The organism is Rubrivirga sp. S365 (assembly GCF_032248475.1).
GTDB lineage: Bacteria > Bacteroidota > Rhodothermia > Rhodothermales > Rubricoccaceae > Rubrivirga > Rubrivirga litoralis.
In genome coordinates this window covers 1,359,930-1,384,351 of sequence record NZ_JAVTTN010000001.1, presented here as the reverse complement: position 1 = coordinate 1,384,351, position 24,422 = coordinate 1,359,930, and the positions used below count along the sequence as shown (strand labels likewise).

General features: G+C 75.0%; 18 protein-coding genes and 1 pseudogene. 7 read left to right on the top strand and 12 right to left on the bottom strand.

Annotated elements, in window-relative coordinates; all coding sequences use genetic code 11:
- Nucleotides 1–41: 41 nt before the first annotated feature.
- Entirely contained in the window at nt 42–1,925 is a 1,884-nt protein-coding gene (gene mrdA, locus RQM47_RS06055; protein WP_314007900.1) for a penicillin-binding protein 2, read from the bottom strand.
- 357 nt (nt 1,926–2,282) lie between these two features.
- Here mrdA and RQM47_RS06050 point away from each other — a divergent pair, with 357 nt between their 5' ends.
- From RQM47_RS06050 to RQM47_RS06035, 4 genes are all read left to right on the top strand, one after another.
- Nucleotides 2,283–5,525, top strand: a complete 3,243-nt coding sequence (locus RQM47_RS06050) for a BamA/TamA family outer membrane protein (RefSeq protein ID WP_314007898.1) — start codon at nt 2,283–2,285, stop codon at nt 5,523–5,525.
- 147 nt (nt 5,526–5,672) lie between these two features.
- The gene (locus RQM47_RS06045) at nt 5,673–6,863 is read left to right on the top strand and encodes a quinone-dependent dihydroorotate dehydrogenase (protein ID WP_314007896.1); all 1,191 of its coding nucleotides are present in this window, start codon (nt 5,673–5,675) and stop codon (nt 6,861–6,863) included.
- 78 nt (nt 6,864–6,941) lie between these two features.
- Entirely contained in the window at nt 6,942–7,571 is a 630-nt protein-coding gene (locus RQM47_RS06040; protein WP_314007894.1) for a nitroreductase family protein, read from the top strand.
- A gap of 190 nt (nt 7,572–7,761) precedes the next feature.
- Nucleotides 7,762–8,514 (top strand): hypothetical protein, encoded by a 753-nt coding sequence (locus RQM47_RS06035; RefSeq protein ID WP_314007892.1) that lies wholly within the window; start codon nt 7,762–7,764, stop codon nt 8,512–8,514.
- Between the two features lie 59 nt (nt 8,515–8,573).
- Here the strand turns inward: RQM47_RS06035 and RQM47_RS06030 are convergent, their stop codons facing one another.
- Nucleotides 8,574–10,412, bottom strand: a complete 1,839-nt coding sequence (locus RQM47_RS06030) for a glycoside hydrolase family 3 protein (RefSeq protein ID WP_314007890.1) — start codon at nt 10,410–10,412, stop codon at nt 8,574–8,576.
- 86 nt (nt 10,413–10,498) lie between these two features.
- Between RQM47_RS06030 and RQM47_RS06025 the strand changes: the two genes are divergently transcribed.
- A complete protein-coding gene (locus tag RQM47_RS06025; protein ID WP_311663722.1) occupies nt 10,499–11,296 on the top strand; it encodes a CPBP family intramembrane glutamic endopeptidase in 798 nt (265 codons plus the stop codon).
- Between the two features lie 458 nt (nt 11,297–11,754).
- Here the strand turns inward: RQM47_RS06025 and RQM47_RS06020 are convergent, their stop codons facing one another.
- The 10 genes and pseudogenes from RQM47_RS06020 to RQM47_RS05975 form a co-directional block, all read right to left on the bottom strand.
- Nucleotides 11,755–12,813 carry a hypothetical protein gene (locus RQM47_RS06020; RefSeq protein ID WP_314007888.1) on the bottom strand — a complete coding sequence of 353 codons (1,059 nt, stop codon included), beginning with the start codon at nt 12,811–12,813 and terminating at the stop codon, nt 11,755–11,757.
- Complete coding sequence (locus RQM47_RS06015) at nt 12,810–14,495, bottom strand: FlgD immunoglobulin-like domain containing protein (protein WP_311663718.1); 1,686 nt, start codon at nt 14,493–14,495, stop codon at nt 12,810–12,812. The genes RQM47_RS06020 and RQM47_RS06015 overlap by 4 nt, the downstream gene beginning before the upstream one ends.
- Nucleotides 14,495–15,274 (bottom strand): choice-of-anchor X domain-containing protein, encoded by a 780-nt coding sequence (locus RQM47_RS06010; protein WP_311663716.1) that lies wholly within the window; start codon nt 15,272–15,274, stop codon nt 14,495–14,497. The genes RQM47_RS06015 and RQM47_RS06010 overlap by 1 nt, the downstream gene beginning before the upstream one ends.
- A gap of 534 nt (nt 15,275–15,808) precedes the next feature.
- Complete coding sequence (locus RQM47_RS06005) at nt 15,809–17,086, bottom strand: site-2 protease family protein (RefSeq protein ID WP_314007885.1); 1,278 nt, start codon at nt 17,084–17,086, stop codon at nt 15,809–15,811.
- Between the two features lie 191 nt (nt 17,087–17,277).
- Nucleotides 17,278–18,489 carry a pyridoxal phosphate-dependent aminotransferase gene (locus RQM47_RS06000; RefSeq protein ID WP_311663712.1) on the bottom strand — a complete coding sequence of 404 codons (1,212 nt, stop codon included), beginning with the start codon at nt 18,487–18,489 and terminating at the stop codon, nt 17,278–17,280.
- A 94-nt stretch (nt 18,490–18,583) separates the two neighbouring features.
- Nucleotides 18,584–19,474: a hypothetical protein gene (locus tag RQM47_RS05995; protein WP_311663710.1), complete on the bottom strand. Its 891-nt coding sequence runs from the start codon at nt 19,472–19,474 to the stop codon at nt 18,584–18,586.
- A 78-nt stretch (nt 19,475–19,552) separates the two neighbouring features.
- Nucleotides 19,553–20,059: a pantetheine-phosphate adenylyltransferase gene (coaD, locus tag RQM47_RS05990; RefSeq protein ID WP_311663708.1), complete on the bottom strand. Its 507-nt coding sequence runs from the start codon at nt 20,057–20,059 to the stop codon at nt 19,553–19,555.
- A gap of 60 nt (nt 20,060–20,119) precedes the next feature.
- Nucleotides 20,120–20,677, bottom strand: a pseudogene (gene rsmD, locus RQM47_RS05985) (16S rRNA (guanine(966)-N(2))-methyltransferase RsmD); the annotation flags it as partial.
- Between the two features lie 59 nt (nt 20,678–20,736).
- Entirely contained in the window at nt 20,737–21,690 is a 954-nt protein-coding gene (locus RQM47_RS05980; protein ID WP_314007882.1) for a hypothetical protein, read from the bottom strand.
- Between the two features lie 28 nt (nt 21,691–21,718).
- On the bottom strand, nt 21,719–22,198 hold the full coding sequence (locus RQM47_RS05975; RefSeq protein ID WP_311663702.1) for a hypothetical protein: 480 nt from the start codon (nt 22,196–22,198) through the stop codon (nt 21,719–21,721).
- Between the two features lie 224 nt (nt 22,199–22,422).
- Here RQM47_RS05975 and RQM47_RS05970 point away from each other — a divergent pair, with 224 nt between their 5' ends.
- Together RQM47_RS05970 and era are read left to right on the top strand one after the other, a co-directional pair.
- Nucleotides 22,423–23,187 carry a pyridoxine 5'-phosphate synthase gene (locus RQM47_RS05970; protein ID WP_311663700.1) on the top strand — a complete coding sequence of 255 codons (765 nt, stop codon included), beginning with the start codon at nt 22,423–22,425 and terminating at the stop codon, nt 23,185–23,187.
- Nucleotides 23,188–23,290: 103 nt separating this feature from the next.
- On the top strand, nt 23,291–24,310 hold the full coding sequence (gene era / locus RQM47_RS05965) for a GTPase Era (RefSeq protein ID WP_311663698.1): 1,020 nt from the start codon (nt 23,291–23,293) through the stop codon (nt 24,308–24,310).
- The last annotated feature ends 112 nt before the right edge of the window (nt 24,311–24,422 follow it).

Genomic DNA, 24,422 nt, shown 5'->3' with positions numbered 1-24,422 from the left:
TTGGAACCCTGAACCCCGAACTCATCAACCCTGGACCCGCATCAAATCCGGCCGACCGAGCGCTGGGCGCGGACGAACTCGACGAGCTGGGGCCGCGTGACGGTCCCCCGGAAGTACTGCTCGATCATGAGGCTCGCGATCGGCGCCGCGGCCGTCCCGCCGTACCCGGCGTTCTCGACGATGACCCCGACGGCCACCTGCGGGTCGTCGGCCGGGGCGTAGGCGATAAAGACCGAGTGGTCCTTGCCGCGCGGGTTCTCGGCCGTGCCGGTCTTGCCGGCGACGGGGATCTTGGGGAAGTCGTCCACGGCGTCGATCCGCGCACGCCGCGCCGTCCCGGCGCCCTCGACCACCTCGCGCATCCCGGCGCGGACGACGGCGAAGTTGCGGGGCTCGATCGGGATCTGGCTCGGCCGCTTGTACGCGGGCTCGCGCGTCACGCCCGTGGCCGGATCCGTGATGGACTTGACGAAGTGGGGCGTCACGAGCGTGCCGCCGTTGGCGACGGCCGCCGTGTAGCGGGCGAGCTGGAGCGGGCTCGTGCCCATGTTGCCCTGGCCGATCCCGAGGTTCACCGTGTAGCCCGGCCCCCAGCCCGCCGGCCACCGCTCGTCGTAGTACGACGAGTCCGGGATGAGGCCCGGCCCCTGGTTGGGGATGTCGAGCGGGGCGAGCTGGCCGAACCCGAACTGCCGCGTCCAGTACCCGAAGCGGTCGAGGTCCATGGTGATGCCCTCGGGGTGCTCCGCGTTCACGAACGTGTCGTTCATGAGGCGGAAGAAGAACGTGTTGCACGAGACGCGGATGGCGTCCTCGACGGCGATGTCGCCGTGGGCGCCGCCGTGGCAGCGGTAGAGCCGGCCGCCGATCCGGTAGCCGCCGGGGCAGTAGAGCGTGGTCTCGGGCTTGATCATGCCCTCCTCAAGCGCGACGGCGGCCATGAACGGCTTCCACGTCGAGCCCGGCGGGAGGCTCGCCTGGGTCGCCCGGTTAAAGTCTGGCTTCTGGGGGTTCCGGTAGAGGAAGTCGACCTCGGCCTGCGTGAACCCGTCGCGGTAGATGTCGAGGTCGAAGTCCGGCGCCGAGACCATCGAGATGATCCCGCCCGTGTTCACGTCGATCATGACCGCCCCGCCCCGCTTGTCCACGAACAGGCTCTCGGCGAGCGCCTGGACCGAGGCGTCGACGGCCAGCGTGAGCGCCGCGCCCGACTGGGGCTCGACGTTCTCCGCCCCGCCCTCGTACGGCTGCACGTCCATGCCGTGGACGTTGACGAGCCAGAACTCGCGGCCGACGCGGCCGCGCAGGATGGGCTCGTACTCGGCCTCGAGCCCGGTCTTCCCGATCCGGTCGCCCAGCCGGAACCCCTGCTCCTCCATCCGGTCGAGCTCGTCCTCGTTGATCTCGTTCACGAACCCGAGCGCGTGCGTGAGCTTCGCGTCCGAGTGGTACCGCCGCTGCTGGTCCTCGCGGAAGCCGATCCCGCGCAGGCGGTACTGGTTCTCCTGGAGCCGCGCGAACGTCCAGAACGGGACGTTCTTGAGCAGTACGTCCTCCTGGTACCGGCTCCGCTCGGTGATCTCGGCGTACCGCGCGGCCACCTCGTCGAGCGGCCGCCCCGCCAGTTCGGCGACGAGCGGGAGGTCGGCCTCGTCGAAGTACCGCGGGGCCACGGTCACGCTCAGCGTCGTCTCGTTGTCGACGAGGAGCACCCCGTTCCGGTCGTAGATGTAGCCCCGGGCGGGGCGGACGATCTTGGTCTCGATGGCGTTGCCCTCGGCCTCGGTCGCGTACTGCTCCGTGTCGAGCAGCTGCATCTGGACGAGCCGGGCGGCGAGGAACGCGAGGACGGCCAGGACCACGACGCTGAAGATCCGGTAGCGGACCTGGGCGTCGTCGCGGGCGGTGGCGGCGAGCGTGGGCATAGGCGGGGGCAGAGGGAGAGGGGCGGACCGGAGCGTCGGGCGGGGCGGCCTCGCACGCGGTCCCCCTGGCGGCCGGGGCGGGGTGGAAAAAGGGGGCCGCCCGCGTCCACAGATACGAACGCCGCCGCCCGGCGGTTCGTGCGGCAGGTGGACGGGCAGGACGTGAGGAGGGCGGGGCCGCCCCGCCCGCTCAGGCCCCTCCCGGGGGTGTGTTGAGGGGTTCGTGAGAACTCCGCTAGAACCCGCCCCTGGGCGCCCGGTTAGAACCGGACGCAGGAGACGCCCCGGGGTCTTTCCGCGTGCCCCCCGTGACGCGGCCGCCGCCCCGCCCGGCCCTGCCCCAAACTCCCCGCCCCCATGCGCCCTACTGCCCGCCGCCTCGTCCACGGCCTGCTCCTCGCCGCCACGGTCCTGGCCCTCGCGCCGGCGGCCCAGGCCCAGTACTTCGGCCGCAACAAGGTCCGCTACGACACCTTCGACTTCCAAGTGCTCGAGACCGAGCACTTCGACATCTACTACTACGAGGGCATGGACCAGTCGGTCCAGGACGTGGCGCGGATGGCCGAGCGGTGGTACGACCGGCTCTCGACGATCCTCGACCACCAGTTCGAGGACCGCAAGTCGATCGTGCTCTACGCCGACGACGCCGACTTCCGGCAGACGAACATCGCCAACATCGGCGAGGGCACGCAGGGCGTGACCGAGGGCGCCCGGCTCCGCGTGGTGCTCCCGGTCGCCTCGACGTACGCCGCGACCGACCACGTGCTGGGGCACGAGCTCGTCCACCAGTTCCAGTACGACATCGCGCGGACGTCGGGCCGGTTCGCCCAGTTCGTCCGGCTCCCGCTCTTCGTCATCGAGGGGATGGCCGAGTACTACTCGGTCGGGCGCCGGGACGCGCTGACGGCCATGTGGATGCGCGACGCCGTGCTCCGCGACGACTTCCCGACGCTCGACGAGCTCCAGCGCTCGGGCCGCTACAACGAGTACCAGTACGGGCAGCCGTTCTGGGCCTACGTCGGCGGCACCTACGGCGACGAGGCCGGCGTCCAGCTGTTCCGCACCGCGCTCGACATGCCGCTCGACTCGGCCCTCGTCGCCGTCACCGGCGTCCGCCCCGACAGCATTTCGGCGCAGTGGGAGCGCGCGCTCCGCGCGACGCTCGTGCCTCCGGCGGAGGGCCGCTCGGTGCCCCGGCCGCCCCGCACCCCGGAGGAGCTCGAGGACATCGCCGAGGAGCGCCGCGAGCGAGCCGAAGCGTTCGCCGAGGGCGAGCGACCGGGGCCGCCCCGCTACCTCGCCTATCCTGACTCGCTCCCCACCATCGACGCCACGCGGCTCCTGGCCCGCGAGCGCGAGACGGGCGGGACCAACATCGCCCCGCAGCTCTCGCCCGACGGCCGCTACGTGGCCTTCCTCTCCGAGCTCGACCTGTTCGGGATCGACCTGTTCCTGGCCGACGCCGAGACGGGCGAGGTGCTGACGAAGCTGGAGTCGGTAGGGACCAACACGCACTTCGACGCCATCCGCTTTATCGAGAGCGCCGGCACCTGGAGCCCCGACAGCCGCTACTTCGCCTACGTCGTGTTCGCCGGCGGCGACAACGAGATCGCCGTCCTCGACGTCGAGAACCGCGACGTCGTCAAGCGCCTCACGGTCGAGGGCATCGGCGCCATCAAGGACCCGTCGTGGAGCCCGGACGGCTCGACGATCGTGTTCGCCGGCGTCCAGGGTGGGATCTCCGACCTGTACGCGGTGGGCGTGGGCGGGGCGGACGACGGCGTCGTGACCCAGCTCACGAACGACCGCTACGCCGACATCCAGCCGGCCTGGAGCCCGGACGGCTCGCAGATCGCGTTCGTCACCGACCGCGGCCCCGAGACCGACTTTGTCCGCCTCACGTTCTCGCCCGTGCAGATCGCGCTCTACGACGTGGCGACGGGCGGGGTGGAGGTGCTCGACCTCTTCGACGACGTCAAGCACATCAACCCGGCGTGGAGCCCCGATGGGCAGAGCCTCTACTTTATCTCGGACCGGGCCGGGTTCAACGACGTCTACCGCTACGACGTCGCGACCGGCGACCGCTACCAGGTGACGAACCTGGCGACCGGCGTGGCCGGCATCGCCGACCTCTCGCCGGCGCTCTCGGTGGCCGACGAGACCGGCGAGCTCGCCTACTCCGTCTTCGAGGCGCAGCGGTACTCGGTGTACCGGACGCCGGCCGAGGAGGCGGTCGGGACGCTCGTCGGGGACCCGCCGGAGGAGGTCGTCGCCGACGTGCTCCCGCCGGTCGAGGCCATCGGGACGTCGTCGATCCAGGCCTACCTCGCCGACGCGACCGACGGGCTCCCCGTGGCGCAGACGTTCCCCACGCGGGGATACTCGCCGCGCCTCTCGCTCGAGTACATCTCGCAGCCCCAGGTGGGCGTCGGGTACGACTCGTTCTACAACTCGGGCTTCGGCGTCGCCGGCGGCATCTCGTTCCTGTTCGCCGACCAGCTCTCGGACAACCTCGTCGGCGTGTCGGTGGCCGCGAACGGGACGTTCAAGGACATCGGCGGGCAGGCCCTCTACCTCAACCGCGGGCGGCGCTTGAACTACGGGGCCATTGTCGGGCAGATCCCGTTCCTCCAGGTGTTCTACGGGGCCGCCCCGCCCGAGGCCGGCGGCTACGGGACACGCCTCTACTACCGGACGTACGTCACGCAGGTCGGCGGGCTCGCGTCGTACCCGCTCAACCAGAGCCAGCGGATCGACGCCAACGTCGGCTACCGGCGGTACGGGTTCGACCTCGACTACGACGCGTTCCGGCGCGGCCCGAGCGGGTTCGGCGTCTTCGAGGGCCGGCGGTCCTTCGAGGGGTTCGACCCCGACCCGCTCCACCTTGCCGAGGCCGGGGCCTCGTTCGTGGGCGACGCCTCGTTCTTCGGGTTCGTCTCGCCCATCCGCGGCTACCGCTACCGCCTCGGCGTGGACGGCACGTTCGGGTCGCTGGACTACGCGACCATCACGGCCGACGCCCGGCGCTACCAGGTCGTCCGCGTCCCGGGCCTCCCGCGCCGCGTGCCGTTCACGGTCGCCGTGCGCGCGCTCCACTTTGGCCGGTACGGGGGCGACGCCGACAACTTCCGGCTCAGCCCGCTCTTTATCGGCTACGGCCAGTACGTGCGCGGGTACTCGTTCGGGTCGTTCGAGGACAACAGGGCCTTCGGGAACTTCCAGGAGCGGCTGTACGGGAACAAGCTGGCGGTCGCCTCGGCCGAGGTCCGCGTGCCGTTCCTCGGCGTGCCCCAGCTCGGCCTGATCTCGTTCCCCTACCTCCCGACCGAGCTCTCGCTGTTCGCGGACGTGGGCATGGCGTGGGGGACGATCCCGACCTCGCGGTTCCAGGCGAGCGCGGGCGCCGACGGGCCGAGCTTTGGGCGCTCGTTCGGGGACCAGCGGCCCATCTTCTCGGCCGGCGTCTCGGCCCGGGTCAGCGTGCTCGGCGCGCTCGTCGTCGAGCCCTACTACGCCTTCCCGTTCTCGCGCTGGGGCGACGACGGCGACCTCGCGGCCGGCCGCGGCGTGTTCGGCCTCAACCTGACGCCGGGATGGTAACCCGAAGTCTGAACGGCGAACGCTGAACGCTGAAGGGGCGCCGTAGGCCGGCGCCATCGGGGGCGGGGTGGTTCAGTAGCGACCTTACCGCCCCGCCCGCGCGGCCGTCGTGCTCCTTCGTCGTTCACCGTTCAGACTTCAGCGTTCGTGTCCTACCGCCGTCTCCGCCCGCTCCTGTTCCGCCTCGACGCCGAGCGTGCCCACGGGCTCGCGGTGCGGGCGGGGCGGCTCGGGCAGCGCCTCCCCGCCCTCACGGGCGCCCTGTTCGGGGCGGCGGACGCCGGGCTGGAGCAGACGGTGTGGGGGCTCCGGTTTCGGAACCCCGTCGGGCTCGCGGCCGGGTTCGACAAGAACGCCGAGCTCGTGCGGCTGTGGGCGGCGCTCGGGTTCGGGCACGCCGAGGTCGGGTCGGTCAGCGCGCGGCCGAGCGCGGGGAACGCGCGGCCCCGGGCGTTCCGGCTGCCGGCCGACGGCGCGCTCGTCAACCGGATGGGGCTGAACAACGACGGCGCCGCCGCCGTCGCCGCGCGGCTGGCCGCGACCGCCGCCCCGCCCGGGCTCGTGGTCGGCGTGAACGTGGCGAAGACGCACAGCCCGGACATCCTGGGCGCGGCCGGCGTCGAGGACTTCCGGGCGTCGGTCCGCGCGCTCGCCCCGCAGGCCGACTACCTCGCCCTCAACGTGTCGTGCCCGAACACGGCCGAGGGCAAGACCTTCGAGGCGCCCGACGCGCTCGACGCGCTGCTCGCGGCGGTGGCGGACGAGATGGGCGGGGCGGTAAACGTCGCCCGCCCCGCCCCCGAAGGTGACCGGCACCCGAGCAAACGTTCTTCCCAGTCCCCAGTCCCTGGTCCCCGGTCCCGCGAGCCGAAGGCGAGCCCCCCCCTCCTCGTCAAGCTGTCGCCGCCGCCGACGGGCGGCGTCGACGTGGGGGCGACGGACGAGCTGGTCCAGATCTGCCTCGACCGGGGCGTGGCCGGCTTTATCACCACCAACACGGCGGCCGACCGCGACGGGCTCGCCACCCCGCCCGACGCCGTGGGGCGCATCGGGCGGGGCGGCCTGAGCGGGCGGCCGCTCGCGGCGCGCGCGACGACGCTCGCGCGCCACCTCTACCGGACGACCGGCGGGCGGGTCCCAATCGTCGGCGTGGGCGGCGTGGACTCGGCGGAGGCGGCGTACGCCCGCATCCGGGCGGGGGCGTCGCTGGTCCAGGTCTACACCGGGCTCGTGTACGAGGGGCCGGGGCTGGTCGGCCGCGTCAACCGCGGCCTCGTGCGCCTGCTGGAGCGCGACGGGTTCGGCTCGGTCGCCGAGGCGGTCGGGGCCGACGCCTAACCGCCTGGGCGGGGCGGGGAACCGCGGCGGCGCGCGGTCGCAGAAGGCGGCGCCTGCCCCCTGAGCCCGCCCCGCCCCGTGTTGTACGACGACCTGCTCGACCTCCTCCGCCGCCGCCGGAGCCCGTACGCCTTCGACGGCCGGGCCGTCTCCGACAGCGACCTCGCGCGCGTGTTCGAGGCCGCCCGGTGGGCACCGTCGAGCCGCAACGAGCAGCCGTGGCGGTTCATCGTCGGCCGCCGCGGCGACGCGGCCTACGATGCGATCCTGTCGACGCTCACCGGCCGCAACCCGACCTGGGCGCGGACGGCGCCGGTCCTCGGCCTCGGCCTCGCCGCCCGCACGTTCGCGCGGGGCGGGGCGGACAACGGGCACCGGCGCCACGACCTGGGCGCGGCCGGGCTCGCGCTCTCGCTCGCGGCGGCCACGCGGGGCCTGGGCGTCCACCAGATGGGCGGCGTCGACGGCGAGGCGGCGGCCGAGGCGTTCGGCGTGCCCGACGCGTTCGAGGTCGTGGTCGCGTTCGCGCTGGGCCACCCCGCCCCGGACCCCACCGCCCTCGTCCCGGCCGACCTCGCCGCCCGCGCGACATCGCCCAAACCGCGGCGGCCGCTCGGCGAGACCGTGTTCGGGCCGTCGTGGGACGAGCCGCTTCTGTCGCCGCCGGCCCTCCAGACGGCCGCCCCGCCCGAGCGCGACGGGCCGTGACCGGCTACCCGGGCCGCCGGGGGTGAGGAGAACACGCGCGTCTGAGGACAGGCCGCCCCGCCCATACGGCTCGGGCAGCAGTCTGAGAGCGGGCGCGGCGGGGTGGCACAACGGCGTGCCCTGGCCGCGAGAGGCGTACGAGGCAGAAGGAGGCTCCGTTAGGCGGACTCCTTCACCTCCTCTCTGCCTCATGCGGCTCCTCGTTACTGCCCTCGCCCTCGCCTTCGCCCCGCTCGCCGCCGCGCAGGTGGCCGCGCCTCCCGCCACCCCGCCCGCGTCCGAGGCCGCAGTGCCCGAGACCGCCCCGCCCGTTGGAAGTCTCCCCACCGGCTTCTTCGGAGAGGTCTCCGCGTCGGGCGGCTACGGCGGCAGCGGCATCGGCCTGATCACGACGAGGACCGGCGCCATCGGGTACCACCTCCCCAGCGGCCTCTCCGTCGGCGCCTACGCCTCGCGCAGCGACTTCGGCGACATCAGCACGTCGTTTGTGATCGGCCCCGAAGTCCGGTACGAGCGGGCGCTGAGCGACCGGACCACGCTGAACCTCGACCTGAACGGGGGCCTTGGGTTCTACCGCGGTCTGGGCGCCGACGTGGCGCAGTACCGGGCGAACGGAGTCGGCTCGCGCCTCGAAGGCTCCGTTACCCGCCGGTTCGCCCTCGGCCGCGGCGTGTCGCTCGCCACGACGGGCGGCCTCTACGGCGGGGCGACGTACTCGCTCAACGACAGCGACTTCGCATTCGACCGCGGGGCGAAGCTAGGGGCACACGCCGGAGCCATTCTCGGCCTCCAGGCCGAGTTCGAGGCGTTCGGCGGCCGGTTCGCGATCGGCCCCTACGGCGGCGTCCCGCTCGTGAGCACCGAGACTCTCGGCGGGATCGGATTCGACGCCTACCGAAGCCGCGGCGGCCGGAGCCGCGGACTTATCGGGTTCACGTTCTAGCTCAGCAGGCCGCCCCGCCCATGAGGGCGGGGTGGCGACGGCTCGGGCGGGGCGGTGGCTTAGAGCCCCGGCACCTCGACGGGCAGGCGGCCCGTCGCCCGGCGGCGCCCGGTGAGCACGTCGGCGACGGCCGAGGCCGTGCGGAGCGTCTCGTCGTAGGCGACCACGACGCCGGCCGCGTCCGGCACGAGCGCCGCGGCGTACGGGTTGCCCAGGACCACGACCACGACCGGCGTGCCCGTCGCCTGGACCGCCTCGACCGCCCGCCGCTGGGCGTCCGTGAGGCGGGGCGGGGCGCCCTGCTTCACCTTCAGGTGGAGGGCTACGACCGCCACGTCCGCCCCGCTCGCCGCGCGCGCGGCCTCGCGCCGCCCCGCCCCGCGCCGGCTCACGCGGACGGCCACGCCGGCGCCCAGGTCGCGCTCGAGCCGCGTCATGGGGTCGCCCGCGTTGAAGTTGCCCAGCTGCACGAGGGCGACCCGTTGGGCGGGGCGGAGCGGGAGCGGGCCGGGCCGCACGACCGTCACCGACGCCTGCGAGAGCGCCCGCGCAAAGGCGGCCCCGCGGACCGACGTGAGCATCCGGTCGAGCCGCGCGCGGTCGGTCAGCCGCTGCCGGTGGAGGCCGAGCCGGGCCTTGGCGAGCAGCACGCGCCGCGCCGACGCCGCGACCTGGGCGCGCGGGATCTCGCCCCGCTCGACGGCCTGGACCACGTCGCGGATGCCCGACCGCGGGCGCGCCGACATGAGCACGAGGTCCGCCCCGGCCTCGATCGGGCGGACTACGCGGTCGGCCGCGTCGTAGTGCTTGCGGATGGCGCCCATGTTGAGGGCGTCCGTCGTGATGAGCCCCTCGAACCCGAGGCTGTCGCGGAGCACGTCGGTGAGCGCGCGGCGGCTGAAGGTCGCCGGCGTGGCCTCGGCGTCGAGCGCCCGCGCCCACAGGTGCGTCGTCATGACCACGCCGGGGCGGGCGGCGAGGGCGCCGCGGAAGGCCGCCAGCTCGGTCCGCGAGAGGTCGTCCCAGTCGCCGCCGATGGACGCGAAGTCGACGTGCGTGTCGGTGTCCGTGTTGCCGTGGCCGGGGAAGTGCTTGAGCGTCGCGAGCACGCCGTGGGCTTGGGCGCCGCGCACGTAGGCCCCCGCGAGCCGCCCGACGGCCGCCGGGTCGGACCCGAACGAGCGCGTGTTGATGATCGGGTTGAGGGGGTTGTTGTTGACGTCGGCCACCGGCGCGAATACGACGTTGATCCCCATCGCGCGGGCCTCAAGCGCCGTCACCGCCCCGCCCAGGCGGGCCAGTTCCTCGCTGCCGGCGGCGCCGTAGGCCATGGCCGCCGGCAGCGACGTGAACGTCGACGTCGCCGTCCCGACGCCCCACTCGAAGTCAGCCGTCATGAGGAGCGGGAGCCGTGCGGCCCGCTGGAGCCGGTTCGTGGCCGCGAGCGCCTCGCGCGGCGGCATCCTCCGGCTCACGTGGAACCCGCCGACGCCCTCGGCCGCCAGCCCCGCCGGGTCGCGGGCGCCGCCGAGCTCGACGACGAACAGCTGGGCCACCTGCTCGCGGAGCGTCATCCGGGCGAGCACGCTGTCAGCCCACGCCTGCGCCTCGGCCTCCGGCACGGCCGGCGGCGACTCGAACCCGGCGTACTCCGCGAGGAGCGTGTCCAGAGGGGCGGGCGGGGCGGCAGCCGCGGGCGCATCGGGAGCCACGGGCGGGGCGGCCGGCGGAACCGCGGCGGGCGGCGGAGCGGCGGCCGCGGGCGGCGGGGCGGCCGGAGTTGGCGCGGCGGGAGTCGTCGGCGGCGGGGCCGGTGCCGTCTCTCCCTGAGTGGAGGCGCACCCGGCGACCGCGAGCGGGGCGGCACCGACGACGAGGAGCAGGAGGGCGAGGCGCACGGGCGGCGTGGGGTCGGGGCGGGGTGGGGAGCCAGGTATCTTCGGCCGGCGCGGCGCTCCCCCGACTTCCGCCCCGCCCTCCCCCGATGATAGACCGTTTCCAGGCGGAGTGGCAAGCGCTCCGCGCCGCCCTCCGCGGCCTCTCCCCCGCCGCCCGCCAGGCCATCGTCGTGCTCCTCGCGGCGACGCTCCTGGTCCTCCTCCAGCTCCAGGTCGGCAGCCGGCGGTTCTACCGCGACGTGACGGGCAACGTGTTCGGGTTCGAGGACATCGACCTGGGCGCGTGGGCGTGGTGGTTCGGGTCGCAGGGCGTGACGGGCTTCGTCCTCCCCGCCCTCCTCCTCCTCCTCGCGTTCCGCTGGCGTCCGGCCGAGGCCGGGCTCGGGCTGGGTGACTGGCGGCTGGCCGGCGCGCTCGCGCTCGCCTACGTCCCGCTCGTCGTCGTGGGCACGTGGGTGCTCTCGGACGGCGCGGCGTTCCAGGCCCAGTACCCCCACTACGACGTCGCGAAGGTGGACTGGGGCGCGTTCCTGATCTACGAGGCGCTCTTCCTGTTCTACTGGGTCGGCTGGGAGTACCTGTGGCGCGGGTTCGTGCTGTTCGGGACGGCGCCGGCGCTGGGCGCCCCGCTCGCGATCGTGGTGCAGACGGTGCCGTTCGCGATCCTCCACGCGCAGAAGCCGCCGGCCGAGGCGTACCTCTCCGTCCTCGGCGGGCTGGCGCTGGGCGCGCTCGTGTGGCGGTGCCGGAGCTTCTGGATCGCCGTCCCCATCCACGCCGCGCAGATGGTGGCGCTGGACCTCTGGGCGACCCTCCGCTTCCGCACGGGCGCGAGCGGGGTGGGGCTGGAGGCGCTCGCGCGGGCGCTGGGCGGGGCGGGGTAACAGCGGGCAGCGGGCAGCGGGCAGCGGGCAGCGGGCAGCGGGCAGCGGGCAGCGGGCAGCGGGCAGCGGGCAGCGGGCAGCGGGCAGCGGGCAGCAGAAAATCACCGCCCCGCCCATGGCACGGGCGGGGTGGACGGCGTAGGAACGACCGGCGGTCGCCCGTGGGCGGGCACGACGGGTCCGATTCGTAGGGACACCACGTGTGGTGTCCGCATTCGCCCGACCGCGCACCACGCCACGGGCGGGGCGGACGCGGGCCGGGCGGTGCCATGCCGAACCGCCCCGCCCTCGTCACAACCACCCTAGCCCCTCTTGGCTGCGCCGACGCTGCGCGGTGTCCAGGAGGGGGACTGCCGTCGCCTCCAGCTGACGTCGGCCTCGCCGGTCACCTCCCCGCCCAGATGCGGACGGGGCGGGGCGGAACAGAACGAGCGCCACCCCGCCCGCGCGCCCCATCCCTACAGCCCCAGGCGGACCGTCGCCATGTGCATGAGGCCCGTCCCGAACGGCTCCAGGACGGCCGCGTAGTCGATGCGCGCGTCGAGCTCGCCGAACCGCTGCTGGAGCCCGAAGCCGGCCCCGGGGCGGAGCTCGCCGGCCTCCCCCGCGCCCACGCGGTCGACGCCGGCGCGGACGGCGAACTCGTCGGTGATCCAGACCTCCCCGCCCGCGCGGCCCACGACGTCGGCCAGGCGGTAGTCCAGCGTCTCGGTCCGCTCCGTCACCGAGAGGTCGGTCACGCCGGCGGGGGCGGGGCGGACGGACTCGGCCGGCTGCACGGACACCTCGACTTCTGCCGACACCGTCGCCCGCGGGCGGCCGTCGCCGCGGCTCCCCAGCCCGTAGGCCGCCCCGCCCCGCACGCGGACCGGGAAGTAGTCGGTCGCCGAGGCGCTGACCGGCCCGCTCTCGTTCCACTCGTAGCGCGCGAACAGGTCGTCGACGGCGAGGCCCAGCGCGAGCCGCTCGGACGGCCGCGCCGTCACGCCGGCCGAGACGCCGATCGCCGTCGGCGCGCGGACGCCTTCGAGCAGTTGCGTCCGGTACAGCCGGAGCCCGAGCCCGGCCGAGACGGCGTCCGAGAAGCGGGTCCCGAACGCGACGAAAAAGGCGTACTCGTCCGACGCGTACGTCCCGTCCGCCGTCGGCGCGTCGATGGGCTGGCCGCTCGCGTCGCGGCCGTCGATGTTGGAGACGCCGCCGTGGACCACCCCGCCCGCGAACCCAGAGCGCGGCCGGAGCGGTGACCCGACCTGGACCGCCTGCCACTCGCGGTCGAACCGGAGAATCCCGGCCGAGAGCTCGACGGCTTGCGACGGCTGGAACGGGGCGAGCGCCGGGTTGAGGTACGGGCTCCCGTAGCCCGAGAGGTCGGCGACTTGGGCCGGGAACGCGAGCGACCGCGCGCCCATCCCCATCCGCGAAAACGGGCCGGCGCCCTGGGCCGCCGCGGGCGGGGCGGCCAGGAGCACGAGCAGCGCGAGGGCAGCGAGGGCGGCGAGGGCGGGGCGGCTCATTCGATGACCAGGATGCGGCCCGAGCGCGAGGCCCCGGCGCCCTCGACGACGTAGATGTAGGCCCCGTTGGCAACGCGGAGCCCGCCGTCGGTCCGCCCGTCCCACCGGACCTCGTTCGGGCCGGCGGGGCGGCCCGGCGCGTCCAGCGTGCGGACGAGGCTCATGGCGAAGTCGAAGATGCGGACCGTGAGGTCGGCCGGCGACGCCAGGTCGAGCCGGACGCGGACGGCCCCGTCGCGGCTCGGCGCGAACGGGTTAGGGTAGGCGTAGACGTCGACATCGCGGGCCGAGCCGGCCTCGGCGGGCTCACCGTCGACGTCGGTGCCGGGCGCGACATCGGCGCGGAACAGCGTCCACGTCCGGGCGCCGTCGGTGCTCTGGAGGAGGCCGCCTGAGGAGCGGTCGGCGCCGCCCAGCCCGACCCAGACGGCGCCGGGCGTCGTGGCGACGGCGCGGACTTGGTCGTTCGGGTTCAGCGGGAGACGGCGGCCAGCGGCGTCCCGGAACACGCGGACCACGCGCCAGGAGGCGCCGTCGTCGTCGGACACGTAGAGGCCGTCGGCGGGGGCGGCCACGTAGGCGCGCTCGGCGTCGAACGCGATGTCGGTCGCCGCGACTCCGAGCAGGACGGGCTCGAAGACGGCGAACCCGTCGGCGTCGTCGCCGCGCCACACCACCACCCCGCTCTCCTCCTCGGGCGCGGCCGCTCCCAGGACCGCCGAGCTAAAGGCCGCAATCCACACCGGATCCCGGCCGTCCGGGTCGTCGCGCGCCGCGAGCGCCCCGACCACGTTGCCGACCGGCCCGCCCCCGAGCGGGTCGTCGACGTAGCGGAGCCACGCGAGGTCGGCGGCGTCGGGCAGCCGGACCGAGCGGTTGAGGCCGGCGTTCGTCCCCACCCAGACCGTTCCGGCCTCGTCGACCAGAACGGAGTTGGGGATGTTGTTGAGCGAGACGGGGACCGCGACCGGGTTGCCGTCGGCGTCCTGGCGCGGCAGGCGGCGGTTGTCGGGGACGTAGAGGAACGCCTGCGGCTCGCGCGGGTCGAGCACAGCCGCCGAGTCGGGCGGGAGCACGACGCGCTGCCACGTGGCGCCGAGATCGGTCGACCGGCGGAGCCCGGCGAGGCCGGACGCCGCGTAGACCGTGTCGGCCCCGGCCGTGAGCGCGAGGCTGCCCGTGGCCGCCCCCTGCGGGACCGTCGCCGGAACGGCCCGGAGCACCGACGCGCCGACCGTGACCGTCGTGTCGACGGACTGGTCGAGGGCGGGGCCGCGCGACGTCCACGTCCGCCCGCCGTCGGTTGAGACGGCGAAGCCGGCCGCCGTCGAGGGCGGGGCCTCCTCGTCGGACGTGACGTCGTTGAACCCGAGCGCCACGACGATCGTGTCGCCCACGGCCTCGACGTCGAACACGCGGGCGCCGACGGCCGTGGCCGGGTCGAACGCGGGGTCGCCACCGAGGAACCGGAGCGTCCCGTCGGGCTCGACGGCGACGAGGCGCGGGCCGGCGTAAAGCGTGCCGCCCTCGGCGTCGAGCACGAACACACCGTTGCGGGCGCCGGCCGGGAGCGCCGTAAAGGCGCCGTCGCCGGCCTCGACCGTCTGGGCCGCGGCGGGCGGGGCGGCCACCCCGCCCACGAGCGCGCCGCCCACGGCGAGCGCAAAAAGGAGGCGCCGCATCACTGGATGGTAAAGGTGAACCGGGCCGGCTCGCTGACGGCCTCCGCCCGGTCTACGGCGACGACCTCCAAGGCGTACGTCCCCGGCGGGAAGCCCGACCCAACCTCGATGGCCGCCGAGTAGACCCCGTCGCCGGCCACCTCGTCCTTTCCTTCGCCGTCGTCTAGCAGGCGGCCGATAAAGCGGCCAGACTCAGGGTCGCGCACGATCACGAGCGCCACATTCGCGATCCCGTCTGGGTCGCTGACCGCTGCGACGATGGGCACCTGCACCGTGTCCTGCCCCGTCGGGAGCGGGCGGGGCAGCGGCGGGTTGACCGCCACGACCGGCGGCCCGAGGTTGGTCGCCGCAAACCGGAACACGGCCCGCGCCTCGTCGCCCAGGCGCCCGTCCGGCCCTTCGGTCGTGACGACGACGTCGTAGGCCCCGGTCGCCCCGCGCGGGAGCGCGAGCGGGACCTCGACGCGGACCGGCCCCGGCTCGACCTCGACCTCGGCCTGGCCCGCCAGCGAGTCCGTCTCGGCGTAGCGGACGCGGACGCGGACCGTGATCGGCCCCGCCCCGCCCACCTCGGTCTCGACCACGAGCGGGACCTCGGCCGTCGGCGCGCTGGAGGCCAGCGAGTCACGAAGAGGCGTCACGCGGACGTCCTCGATCACGGGCCGGGCGGACTCGCCGGGGATCCCGGGCGCGGCGTCGCAGGCGGCGAGCGCGGCCCCGAGCAGGGCCGCCACGGTCAGCAGGACGGGGGCGGGGCGGCCCCGGCGGGCTACGGGCATCGAGTGCGGGCGCTCACGACGAGCGGCGGCGCGGAAACGGCAAACGGCGTAGCGGTCGGGCGGAGCGGCGGGCGTGAGTCCGGCGCTGAACCTAGCCCCGGCCGGGGCGGGCGGGGCGGGGGGCGGCCGTTTTTCCCCCGCGGGCAGCGGGCAGCGGGCAGCGGGCAGCGGGCAGCGGGCAGCGGGCAGCGGGGGCAACGTGCACCGCCCCGCCCGCAGAATGCGAGGGCGGGGTGGCCGGGCATCGCCCGCTCGTGTCGGGCGAACGCACCCCCCGTTCGTGCGACGGGGGAGCGCAGCGACCGGAGCGCGAACGGGGGGTGCACGGGCGGGGCGGCGGCGGGCGGGGCGGCCACGGGCGGGGCGGCGGCTTTCCCGACCACCGCGCCCTCGTCTGCCACGGGGCGGGGCGGAACAAAACGGGCGCCACCCCGCCCGCGCGCTCCCCAGTCCCCAGTCCCCAGTCCCCAGTCCCCAGTCCCCAGTCCCCAGTCCCCAGTCCCCAGTCCCCAGTCCCGGCGAGCGCAGCGAGCCCTACCCCATCACGAACTGGATGGGCTGGATCGAGAAGCAGAGCGCGAAGATCACGAGGCACAGGTAGCCCAGCGCCTTCCGCGCCGGCGTCAGCGGCTCGCGGACCTGGACCGGCGGGTGGTCCACGCGGACGACGAGCAGGATGAGCCCGATCCACACGAGCCAGCCCGTGTAGCCGACCGCCGCCGCCAGCCCCGGCGTGGCGAACACGACGAGCGCCGTCAGCGCCAGCGCCCCGCCGACGGCCGACGCCACGAGCGACCACACGCCGTCGAACAGGCGCGCGAACGCGAGCGCGTAGAGCAGCCCGAGCGCCAGCCACCACGTCCACCCCGCCCCCGGCGTCGTCACCAGGCCCACGCCGCCCGAGAGCAAGAGGAGGATCGTCGTCACCCGCGCGACGACGCGGTGCACGGCCGGGCCGAAGAGGGCGTAGACCACGTGCCCGCCGTCGAGCTGGCCCACGGGGAGCAGGTTGAGCGCCGTAAAGAACAGGCCGAGCCACCCCGCCAAGAGCACCGGGTAGTGCATGATCTCGTGGCCCGGGACGCGGTACGCGCCGAGCCCGCTCAGCAGGTGGAACAGCGGCGTGTCGCCGAACACGAGCGCCTGCGACCCCGGCGCGACGGCCGCCGCGTCGAACGCCGGCAACGCCCCCGTCTGCGCGAGCGCGGCGGCCTCTTCCAGGTGGCCCGGCACGGCGAGGAGGTACTCGGCCGGGGGCAGCGCGTAGACCGCCGCGACGAGCACGCCGACGGCGACCACGAACCCGGCGAGCGGCCCGGCCGCGCCGATGTCGAACAGCTGGCGCGTCCGCCGGAGCGGCTCCTTGATGCGGATCACGGCGCCGAACGTGCCCAGCGAGCCCAGCAGCGGGATCGGGATGTAGTACGGGAGCGACACCCGCGTCTTGACGACGCGGGCCGCGACGTAGTGGCCGAACTCGTGGACCGTCAGGAAGAGCAGGAACGGGACGGCGTAGAGGAGCCCGTCGCGGACGAAGTCGGGGTCGCCGAGCAGGCTCAGGCCAGTCGCGTCGAGGAACGGCCACGCCGCCGGCTCGGTCGGCCACAGCATGGCCCGCCCGACGAGCGCCCCGCCCGCCCACACCATCGACGCGAACGTGAGCGCGAACAGGAGCGCGTGGACCCACAGCCGATCGCGCGCGGGCTCGGCCGCGGGCGGCGTGTAGTCGGTGAGGACGCTCTCGGCGCCGGCCTCACGGTGGCCGCCGCCGGCGGTGCGGTCGGAGGCGCGGGGGCGGGGCGGGTCGGGCACGGTCCGGGGGTGGAGGTGCGGGCGTACGCGGACGGGCGGGGCGGGGTCCGCGGGCGGGGCGGCCTGCGGGAGCGCCCCCAGGCGGAACGTCTCCAGACGCCGCCCCGCCCCCGGCACCGATGGCAGGGGACGGGGCGGGCGTCGTCACGACAGGCGGGGACAAGCGCGCTCGGTCGTGGAGGGCGGGGCGGCTACCGCAGCGCCTCCCACCCCGCCCCGATCCGGTCGCACGCGCGCATCAGCGTGTCGAGGTCGGTCGCGTACGAGAGCCGGACGCCGGCGTCGGACCCGAACGCCTCGCCGGGGACGAGGGCCACGCCGTGCTCGTCCAGGAGGTACGTGCACAGGTCGACGCTGCCCGCGACCTCCGCCCCGCCCGGCGCGCGGCGGCCGTAGACGGAGGAGACGTCAGGGAACAAGTAGAAGGCGCCCTGCGGCGTCGGGCACGCGACGCCGTCGAGGGCGCGGAGCCGCGCGAGGACGGCGTCGCGGCGCTCGCGGAAGGCGGCCACCATCGTCTCGACCGGCTCCGGCCCCATCGTGAACGCCGCGAGCGCCGCGTACTGCGTGATCGAGTTCGGCCCGCTCGTCAGCTGGCTCTGGATCTTCGACGCCGCCGACGCCCACCACGGCGGGCCGGCGAGGTACCCCAGCCGCCACCCCGTCATGGCGAACCCCTTTGAGAACCCGTTGACCGTCATCGTCCGCTCGGCCATCCCGTCGAGGGCCGCGAAGGACTGAAAATCGGCGTCGAATACGACGTACTCGTAGATCTCGTCCGACACCACGAGGACGCGCGGGTGCCGGCGGATCACGGCGGCCAGCGCTTCGAGCTCGCTCGCGGTGTAGACGGCGCCGGTCGGGTTCGACGGGCTGTTGAGGATGACCGCACGCGTCCGCTCCGTGATCGCGGCGTCGAGCTGCTCCGGCGTGACCTTGTACCCCGCCTCCGCCGTCGCCTCGACGGCGACCGGCTCGGCGCCGGCGAGCCGGACCATCTCGGGGTAGCTCACCCAGTACGGGGCCGGGATCACGACCTCGTCGCCCGGGGCGCACACGGCGAGGAGCGACTGCGCCACCGCCTGCTTCGCTCCGTTCGAGCACACGACCTGCCCCGCCTCGACATCCAGCCCGTTCTCGTCGCGGAGCTTCTGCGCGACCGCCTCGCGGAGCTCGGGGAGGCCGGCGCTCGCCGTGTACCCGAACCGCTCGTCGCGGAGCGCCTGGTGCGCGGCCTCGACGATGGGCGCCGGCGTGGGAAAGTCGGGCTCGCCGGCCGAGAGCGCGATGACGTCGCGGCCCTCGCGGCGGAGGGCCGAGGCCCGGGCCGAGATGGCGAGCGTCGCCGACGGCCGCATGGCGGCCACGTTCGGGTTGAGGGCGTCCAGGGGCGGGGCGGTCATCGAGGCTCGGGGCGGGGCGGGGAGTCGGAAGGTAGAGCCGCCCCGCCCGCGCCGAGAGCCGCGGCGACGGCCGCCCCGCTCGGGCCGACTCGCTCTACCGACCCAGGCCGAGCGTCACGTTGAGCCACGGGGCCACTTGGGGCATCGTGCTCGCGTACGCCTCCGCGTCGTAGGCGAACAGAACACCCACGTCGACCGCCGCACGGCCGACCGCGAACCGCGCGGCCGTCCCCAGCGAGAGGTCGTAGTACACCGAACTGCGATGGAGACCGGGGTCCTGTACTCCCGGCACCGGGTCGATCAGGTAGCCGCCGTCGCCGCCCACGCGGTACGACAGCGTCCGGTCCGGCAAGGCGCCGGCTTCGAGCAGCAGCGTGACGGCCTCCGACGCCCGGACCTCCAGGCCTGCAAAGGCGGCCGGCGCCGGCACCACGTCGACCCGGTAGGCACCGCGCTCCCCGGTGTAGACCCCGACGTCGATGGTGGGAGCGCCGATGAGGCGCTGGAACGGGCGGCCCAGGTTGACCCGGCCGCCGACGCCGACCGTGCCCGCCACCCCGCCCACGACGGCCGCGTTGCCGACCGTGGTCACGGCGTAAGGTGTGACCGCGACGTCGACCCCGAGCGCACCGAACGGGTCGATCCGACCCGTCGCCCCGAGCGCGACGGCGAGGCCGGGCCGGTCGACGACGCTCCACTTGGGCTCGACGAACACCGTCCCAACAAACTCAGAAGCGGGCGATGCGATGACGCCGGCCCCCAGGCTCAGCCCGCCCCCGCCGCCCACGGCCGCCGTCGGTACGATGAACTCGGCTACGCCCAGGCGCCACTCGCCCGCCGGGACCGGCCGCGCCGTCGGCGCGATGAGGAGGCGGTGCGCCCCCGGGGCGGGGCGGGCCGACTGCGCGAGCGCCGGGACGGCGGGCACGGCCGCGAGCAAAAAGGCGAGGAGCGCGAACAGCGCGCGGGGCGGGGCGGGACGCATGGCAGGCGGCGGAGGTGGACGCCCAGGCTAGGGCCACCCCGCCCGTGCAGCCAATCCCATCCTTTGTGCCCAAACGGCCTACGTCGGGTCCGCCCCGCCCCGCCCCGGCCGCGCCGCGAGGGCCTCGGCCACGACCGGCGGCACGAACGACGACACGTCGCCGCCCCAGTGGTGGATCTCGCGGACGATGGACGCGGCGACGAACGTGTGCGCCTCGCCCGGCATCAGGAACACGGACTGGAGCTCGGGGAACAGGCGCCGGTTGGCGAGCGCCATGCGGAACTCGTAGTCGAAGTCCGACACCTGCCGGAGCCCGCGGACGAGCGCCACCGCGCCGGTCGCCCGGGCGTGGTCGACGAGGAGCCCCTCGAAGGCCGTCACCGTCACGCGGTCGGCGCCCTCGACGCCCTCGACGCTCGCCTGCACCAGCCCCACGCGGTCCTCGGTCGAGAAGAGCGTCTGCTTCGACGCGTTCACGGCGACCGTCATCTCGATGCGGTCGAACACGCGGAGCGCCCGCTCCAGCACGTCGAGGTGGCCGAGCGTGATGGGGTCGAACGTGCCGGGGTAGAGGGCGAGCTTCATGCGGGGCAAGGGGCAAGGGGCAAGGGGCAAGGGGCAAGATCGGCCGCCCCGCCCCGTGCCTCATCCCTTTTCTCCCGTCCCCTCGAACAGGCTCACGACGGTCCCGCCGTAGGCGCGCGAGAGGAGCCAGCCGGGGGCGCCGCCGAACGCGTGGCGCGCGTCGTGCTCGACGGCCAGCAGGCCGCCCGGCGCGAGGGCGGGGCGGGCGAGGGCGGGGAGGTCCGGGAGCTCCGCGAGCTCGTAGGGCGGGTCGGCCAGGACGAGGTCGCACGGGCCGAGCCCACGGGCCAGCGCCTTGAGCGCGTCGGCGCGGACGAAGGCGGCGCGGTCTTCGACGCCCAGCGCCTGCGCGTTCCGCCGCGCGAGCGCGAGCGTCGGCCCGTGGCGCTCGACGAACGTGGCGCGTGCGGCGCCGCGACTGAGGGCTTCGAGCCCCAGCGCCCCGCTCCCCGCGAACAGGTCGGCCACGACCGCCCCGCCCAAGTCCAGGCGCGCGCCGAGCAGGTTGAACAGCGCCTCGCGGACGCGGTCCGTCGTCGGCCGCGTCCGGCTCCCCTTGGGGGCCTCGATCGTGCGCCGCGCGAGCGCTCCGCCGACGATCCGCACTAGCCCGCCCTCTCTGGCGACGCGGCGCCTCCGGCGCGGGGCGCGGGCGGGGCGGTCGACGTCACGCCGCCCTAGAGCGAGCCGCCGAGGACCGGCGCGAACGCGGCCCGCTCGGCGGCCGAGACGTCGGGGCTCCGGCCGAACGGGGCGAACGGGTCGAGCGGCTCGAGGTCGCGCCCCAGGAGGTCGGCCGCGAGCGCGAGGCGGTCGGCGTCGGCCGCCGTCCCGTAGGTCCGCAGCCGGCTGGCGGCCGCGGCGTCGAGGCCCGCGTGCTGGAGCGCCGAGAGCGCGAAGTAGGCCGTGTCCTCGGGCGTCGTGCCGGCCCCGCTGTGGCCGAACAGGAACGCCCCGCCCTGGCAGAGCGCGACCTCGGTGTGCGCTGCGTAGGCGCCCACGACGACCTCGACCGGCGCCTCCGCCCCGCCCGCGGCGCCGTTGGCGGGGCGGTCGGCGAGCGCGGCCACGGCGCGCGTCGTGTCGGCGAGGTCGTAGGCCGGGACGCCGAGGGCGTCGGCGAGCAGCGAGAGGCGGATGTGGACGGGCTCGGCGGCGTGGACCACGTGGTACCACCGCCGCCCGCCGCCGGGGCCGGACTCGGACCGCACCGGGACGGCCCGCACGCGGACGGCGAGGTCGGGCGCGAGGTCGGCCAGGAGCGCCGTCTCCTGACGGAGCTGGGAGTCGCGGGCCTCGTCCGAGATCCCCGCGGGGAGCGGGGTGAAAAACGTCGTCGTGGTCGTCGGGTGCGCGGCGACGACGAGCACAGACGCTTCGGTGCCGCCCAGGACCTCGCCGAGCGCCTCGGCGACTTCGCTCAGGGCATCGGGGGCGCCGTCGCCCAGGACGGCCCGCTCGACGTCGAACGCGAAGTCGAGCACGCCGAGCCGCCGGAGCCGGGCCGCCCCGCCCTCGTGGACGACCTCGGCGTAGCGCAGGTCCGGGCCGCTCAGCGACACGCCGGCGACGACGCGGCGGGCGGACGACTCCCGCTCGGGCGGGGCGGTCGTGGGGTTAGGAGCGGCCATGTCGGCGGCGGCGGCGCGGTGCCGGACTCTACTCCCAGGAGGCGGCGTTGCGGAGGGCCGGGTTCGGGTCGCGCGACCCGATCGAGTCGCCCAGGGCGTCGGGGTCGGCCAGCCAGTAGATCTCGAGGCCGCTCGTATCGCGGACGACCTGATAGTCCAGCCGGGAGCCGGTCCGCGGCGAGTACATCAGCGAATCGACCGCGACCGGCGCGAGCCGCTCCTCCTGGCGCGAGATGCGGGCGTTGAAGACCGAGTCGGTCCGCGCGAACATCGCGAGCGAGTCGAGCGACCCGGGGTACCGGCCGACCGAGTCGCGGTAGGCGATGAGCGCCGTCCGCACGTCGTCCATCCGCTCGCGCGTCAGGTCCGTTTGGCGCTGGGCGGCCTCCGCGCGCTGGGCGGGCACGACGGTGACGAAGAACAGCCACACGACGAGGCCGATGATCGCGAGGCCGAGGACGATGCGGATGGCGAGGTTGCTGCCGCTAGGGGCGCCGGCGGTGGCCATTCGGGAGGGGGGGTGGGCGAAGGGAACAGAGGGGGCAGCCGATACCACGCGGCCCCGCTGAGGATAGCCCTGGCCCGCCCCGAAAGGCAAGGTGGCCTCGCACGGCCGGCGCGAGCACCCCGCCCCTCGGCTCCGCCCCGCCCGGCCGCCCCGCCCAACATCCGCCCCGCCCGCTCCGGCGGGGGCGGGGCGGATCGCGCGCCGCGCGCCGTCGTACGTCCTCTATGACCCAACTCAGCGTCAACCTCAACAAGGTGGCCCTCGTCCGCAACGCGCGGGGCGGCGGCCGCCCCGACGTCGCCGCGCTCGGCCGCGTGTGCCTCGACGCCGGGGCCGCCGGCCTCACGCTCCACCCCCGCCCCGACGGCCGCCACGCCCTCGCCGCCGACGCCGACGCCCTCGCCGCCGTCGCCGCCGAGGCGGGGCGCGAGCTGAACGTCGAGGCCAACCCGTTCGCCCCGCCTGCGCAGACGGACGGCTACGCGTACCCCGGACTCGTCGAGATCGCCCGCCGCGCCCGCCCCGCCCAGGCCACGCTCGTCCCCGACGCCGCCGGCCAGCTTACGAGCGACCACGGGTGGGACCTCGCCCGCGACGGCGACCGCCTGCGGCCCGTGATCGAGGAGCTCAAAGACCTGGGCTGCCGCGTGAGCCTGTTCGTCGACGCCGACCCCGCGACGGTCGCCGCCGCCGCCGCAGTCGGCGCCGACCGTGTCGAGCTGTACACCGGCCCCTACGCCCACGCGTTCGCCGACGGCCACCCCGCCCCGTTCCTCGACCGCCACCGGGCGTCGGCCGAGGCCGCACGCGCGGCGGGCCTGGGCGTGAACGCGGGCCACGACCTCGACCTTGCCAACCTCGGCCCGTACCTCGCCGCCGTCCCCGGCGTCGACGAGGTGTCGATCGGTCAGGCGCTCGTCGCCGACGCCCTCGAGCGGGGCCTCGCAGCGGCCGTCCGCGCCTACCTCGACGTGATCGGCGGAGCGTAGCGCTCTCCACCCAGCGGCCACACGGGTGCGCGCCGCCCTCAGGACCCGCGCCGCCAGGGCCGGCGTTGGCGCCGCCCCCGCCGCCCGCCTCGCCAAACTGCCCGTGCCCGACGCTCCCGACCGCCCCGCCCCGCCCGACGCCCCCGCCGAGGGCGGGGCGGCCCTCGACTCCGCCCCGCCCGAGCCCGCCGTCGAGGGCGGGGCGGCGGACGTCCACCGGAGCGGCTACGTCGCGCTCGTGGGCGCCCCCAACGTGGGCAAGTCGACGCTCCTCAACCGCTGGCTGGGGACCAAGCTGTCGATCGTCTCGCCGCGGCCGTCCACCACACGCAACCGCGTGCTCGGCATCCTCTCCGAAGGCGACGACGCGGAGCACGGCTACCAGCTCATCGTCCTCGACACGCCAGGCGTGGTCCGGCCGAAGTACCGGCTGCACCAGCACATGATGCGCGACGTCGACCGCTCGCTCGGCGACGCCGACGTGACGGTCTTCCTGGCCGACGCCACGCGCGACCGGCTGACGCACGACGACCAGCAGGCGGCCGAGCGCGTCCGCGGCTTCCGCGGCCCGCTGCTCCTCGCGCTCAACAAGGCCGACAAGCTGGGCATGGTCGACGAGGCGCTCCCGCTCGTCGACCTCTACACGGACGCGCTCGGGCGGGGCGTCGACGCCGTCGTCCCGGTCTCGGCCCTCAAGGGGACGGGGACGGCCGGGCTCCTCGACCTCGTCCTGGAGCGGATCCCGCCCGGCCCGCCGTACTACCCGAAAGACCAGCTCTCGGAGCACCCCGAGCGGTTCTTCATCGCCGAGATCGTGCGCGAGGCCGTGTTCCACCAGTTCCGCGACGAGGTCCCCTACGCGACCCAGGTCGTCGTCGTGACCTACGAGGAGCGGCCGGACGGCAAGGACTTCGTGGCGTGCGACGTGGTCGTCGAGCGGGACTCGCAGAAGGCCATCCTCATCGGGAAGGGCGGCCGTGCGCTCAAGCGGCTCGGGCAGGCGGCCCGCGAGGAGATCGAGGCCTTCCTCGGCCGCGGCGTCTACCTCCAGCTCTACGTCAAGACCCGGGCCGACTGGCGCGACCGCGAGGGCCACCTCCGCGAGTACGGCTTCGGACGGTAGCGGGAAGGCGGAAGGCAGAATGTTCAAAAGGAGTCCGCCCCGCCCGCGCAAGACGTTGGGCGGGGTGGTGCTGCGGAACGTCCGCATAGCCTGCCGCCCCGCCCGAGCGGTC

Excerpts from the sequence above, each read along its gene's own strand:
- mrdA (WP_314007900.1), bottom strand. The coding sequence starts at position 1,925 with ATGCCCACGCTCGCCGCCACCGCCCGCGACGACGCCCAGGTCCGCTAC.
- RQM47_RS06050 (WP_314007898.1), top strand. The coding sequence starts at position 2,283 with ATGCGCCCTACTGCCCGCCGCCTCGTCCACGGCCTGCTCCTCGCCGCC.
- RQM47_RS06035 (WP_314007892.1), top strand. The coding sequence starts at position 7,762 with ATGCGGCTCCTCGTTACTGCCCTCGCCCTCGCCTTCGCCCCGCTCGCC.
- RQM47_RS06025 (WP_311663722.1), top strand. The coding sequence starts at position 10,499 with ATGATAGACCGTTTCCAGGCGGAGTGGCAAGCGCTCCGCGCCGCCCTC.
- RQM47_RS06020 (WP_314007888.1), bottom strand. The coding sequence starts at position 12,813 with ATGAGCCGCCCCGCCCTCGCCGCCCTCGCTGCCCTCGCGCTGCTCGTG.
- RQM47_RS06015 (WP_311663718.1), bottom strand. The coding sequence starts at position 14,495 with ATGCGGCGCCTCCTTTTTGCGCTCGCCGTGGGCGGCGCGCTCGTGGGC.
- RQM47_RS06010 (WP_311663716.1), bottom strand. The coding sequence starts at position 15,274 with ATGCCCGTAGCCCGCCGGGGCCGCCCCGCCCCCGTCCTGCTGACCGTG.
- RQM47_RS06000 (WP_311663712.1), bottom strand. The coding sequence starts at position 18,489 with ATGACCGCCCCGCCCCTGGACGCCCTCAACCCGAACGTGGCCGCCATG.
- RQM47_RS05995 (WP_311663710.1), bottom strand. The coding sequence starts at position 19,474 with ATGCGTCCCGCCCCGCCCCGCGCGCTGTTCGCGCTCCTCGCCTTTTTG.
- coaD (WP_311663708.1), bottom strand. The coding sequence starts at position 20,059 with ATGAAGCTCGCCCTCTACCCCGGCACGTTCGACCCCATCACGCTCGGC.
- RQM47_RS05980 (WP_314007882.1), bottom strand. The coding sequence starts at position 21,690 with ATGGCCGCTCCTAACCCCACGACCGCCCCGCCCGAGCGGGAGTCGTCC.
- RQM47_RS05975 (WP_311663702.1), bottom strand. The coding sequence starts at position 22,198 with ATGGCCACCGCCGGCGCCCCTAGCGGCAGCAACCTCGCCATCCGCATC.
- RQM47_RS05970 (WP_311663700.1), top strand. The coding sequence starts at position 22,423 with ATGACCCAACTCAGCGTCAACCTCAACAAGGTGGCCCTCGTCCGCAAC.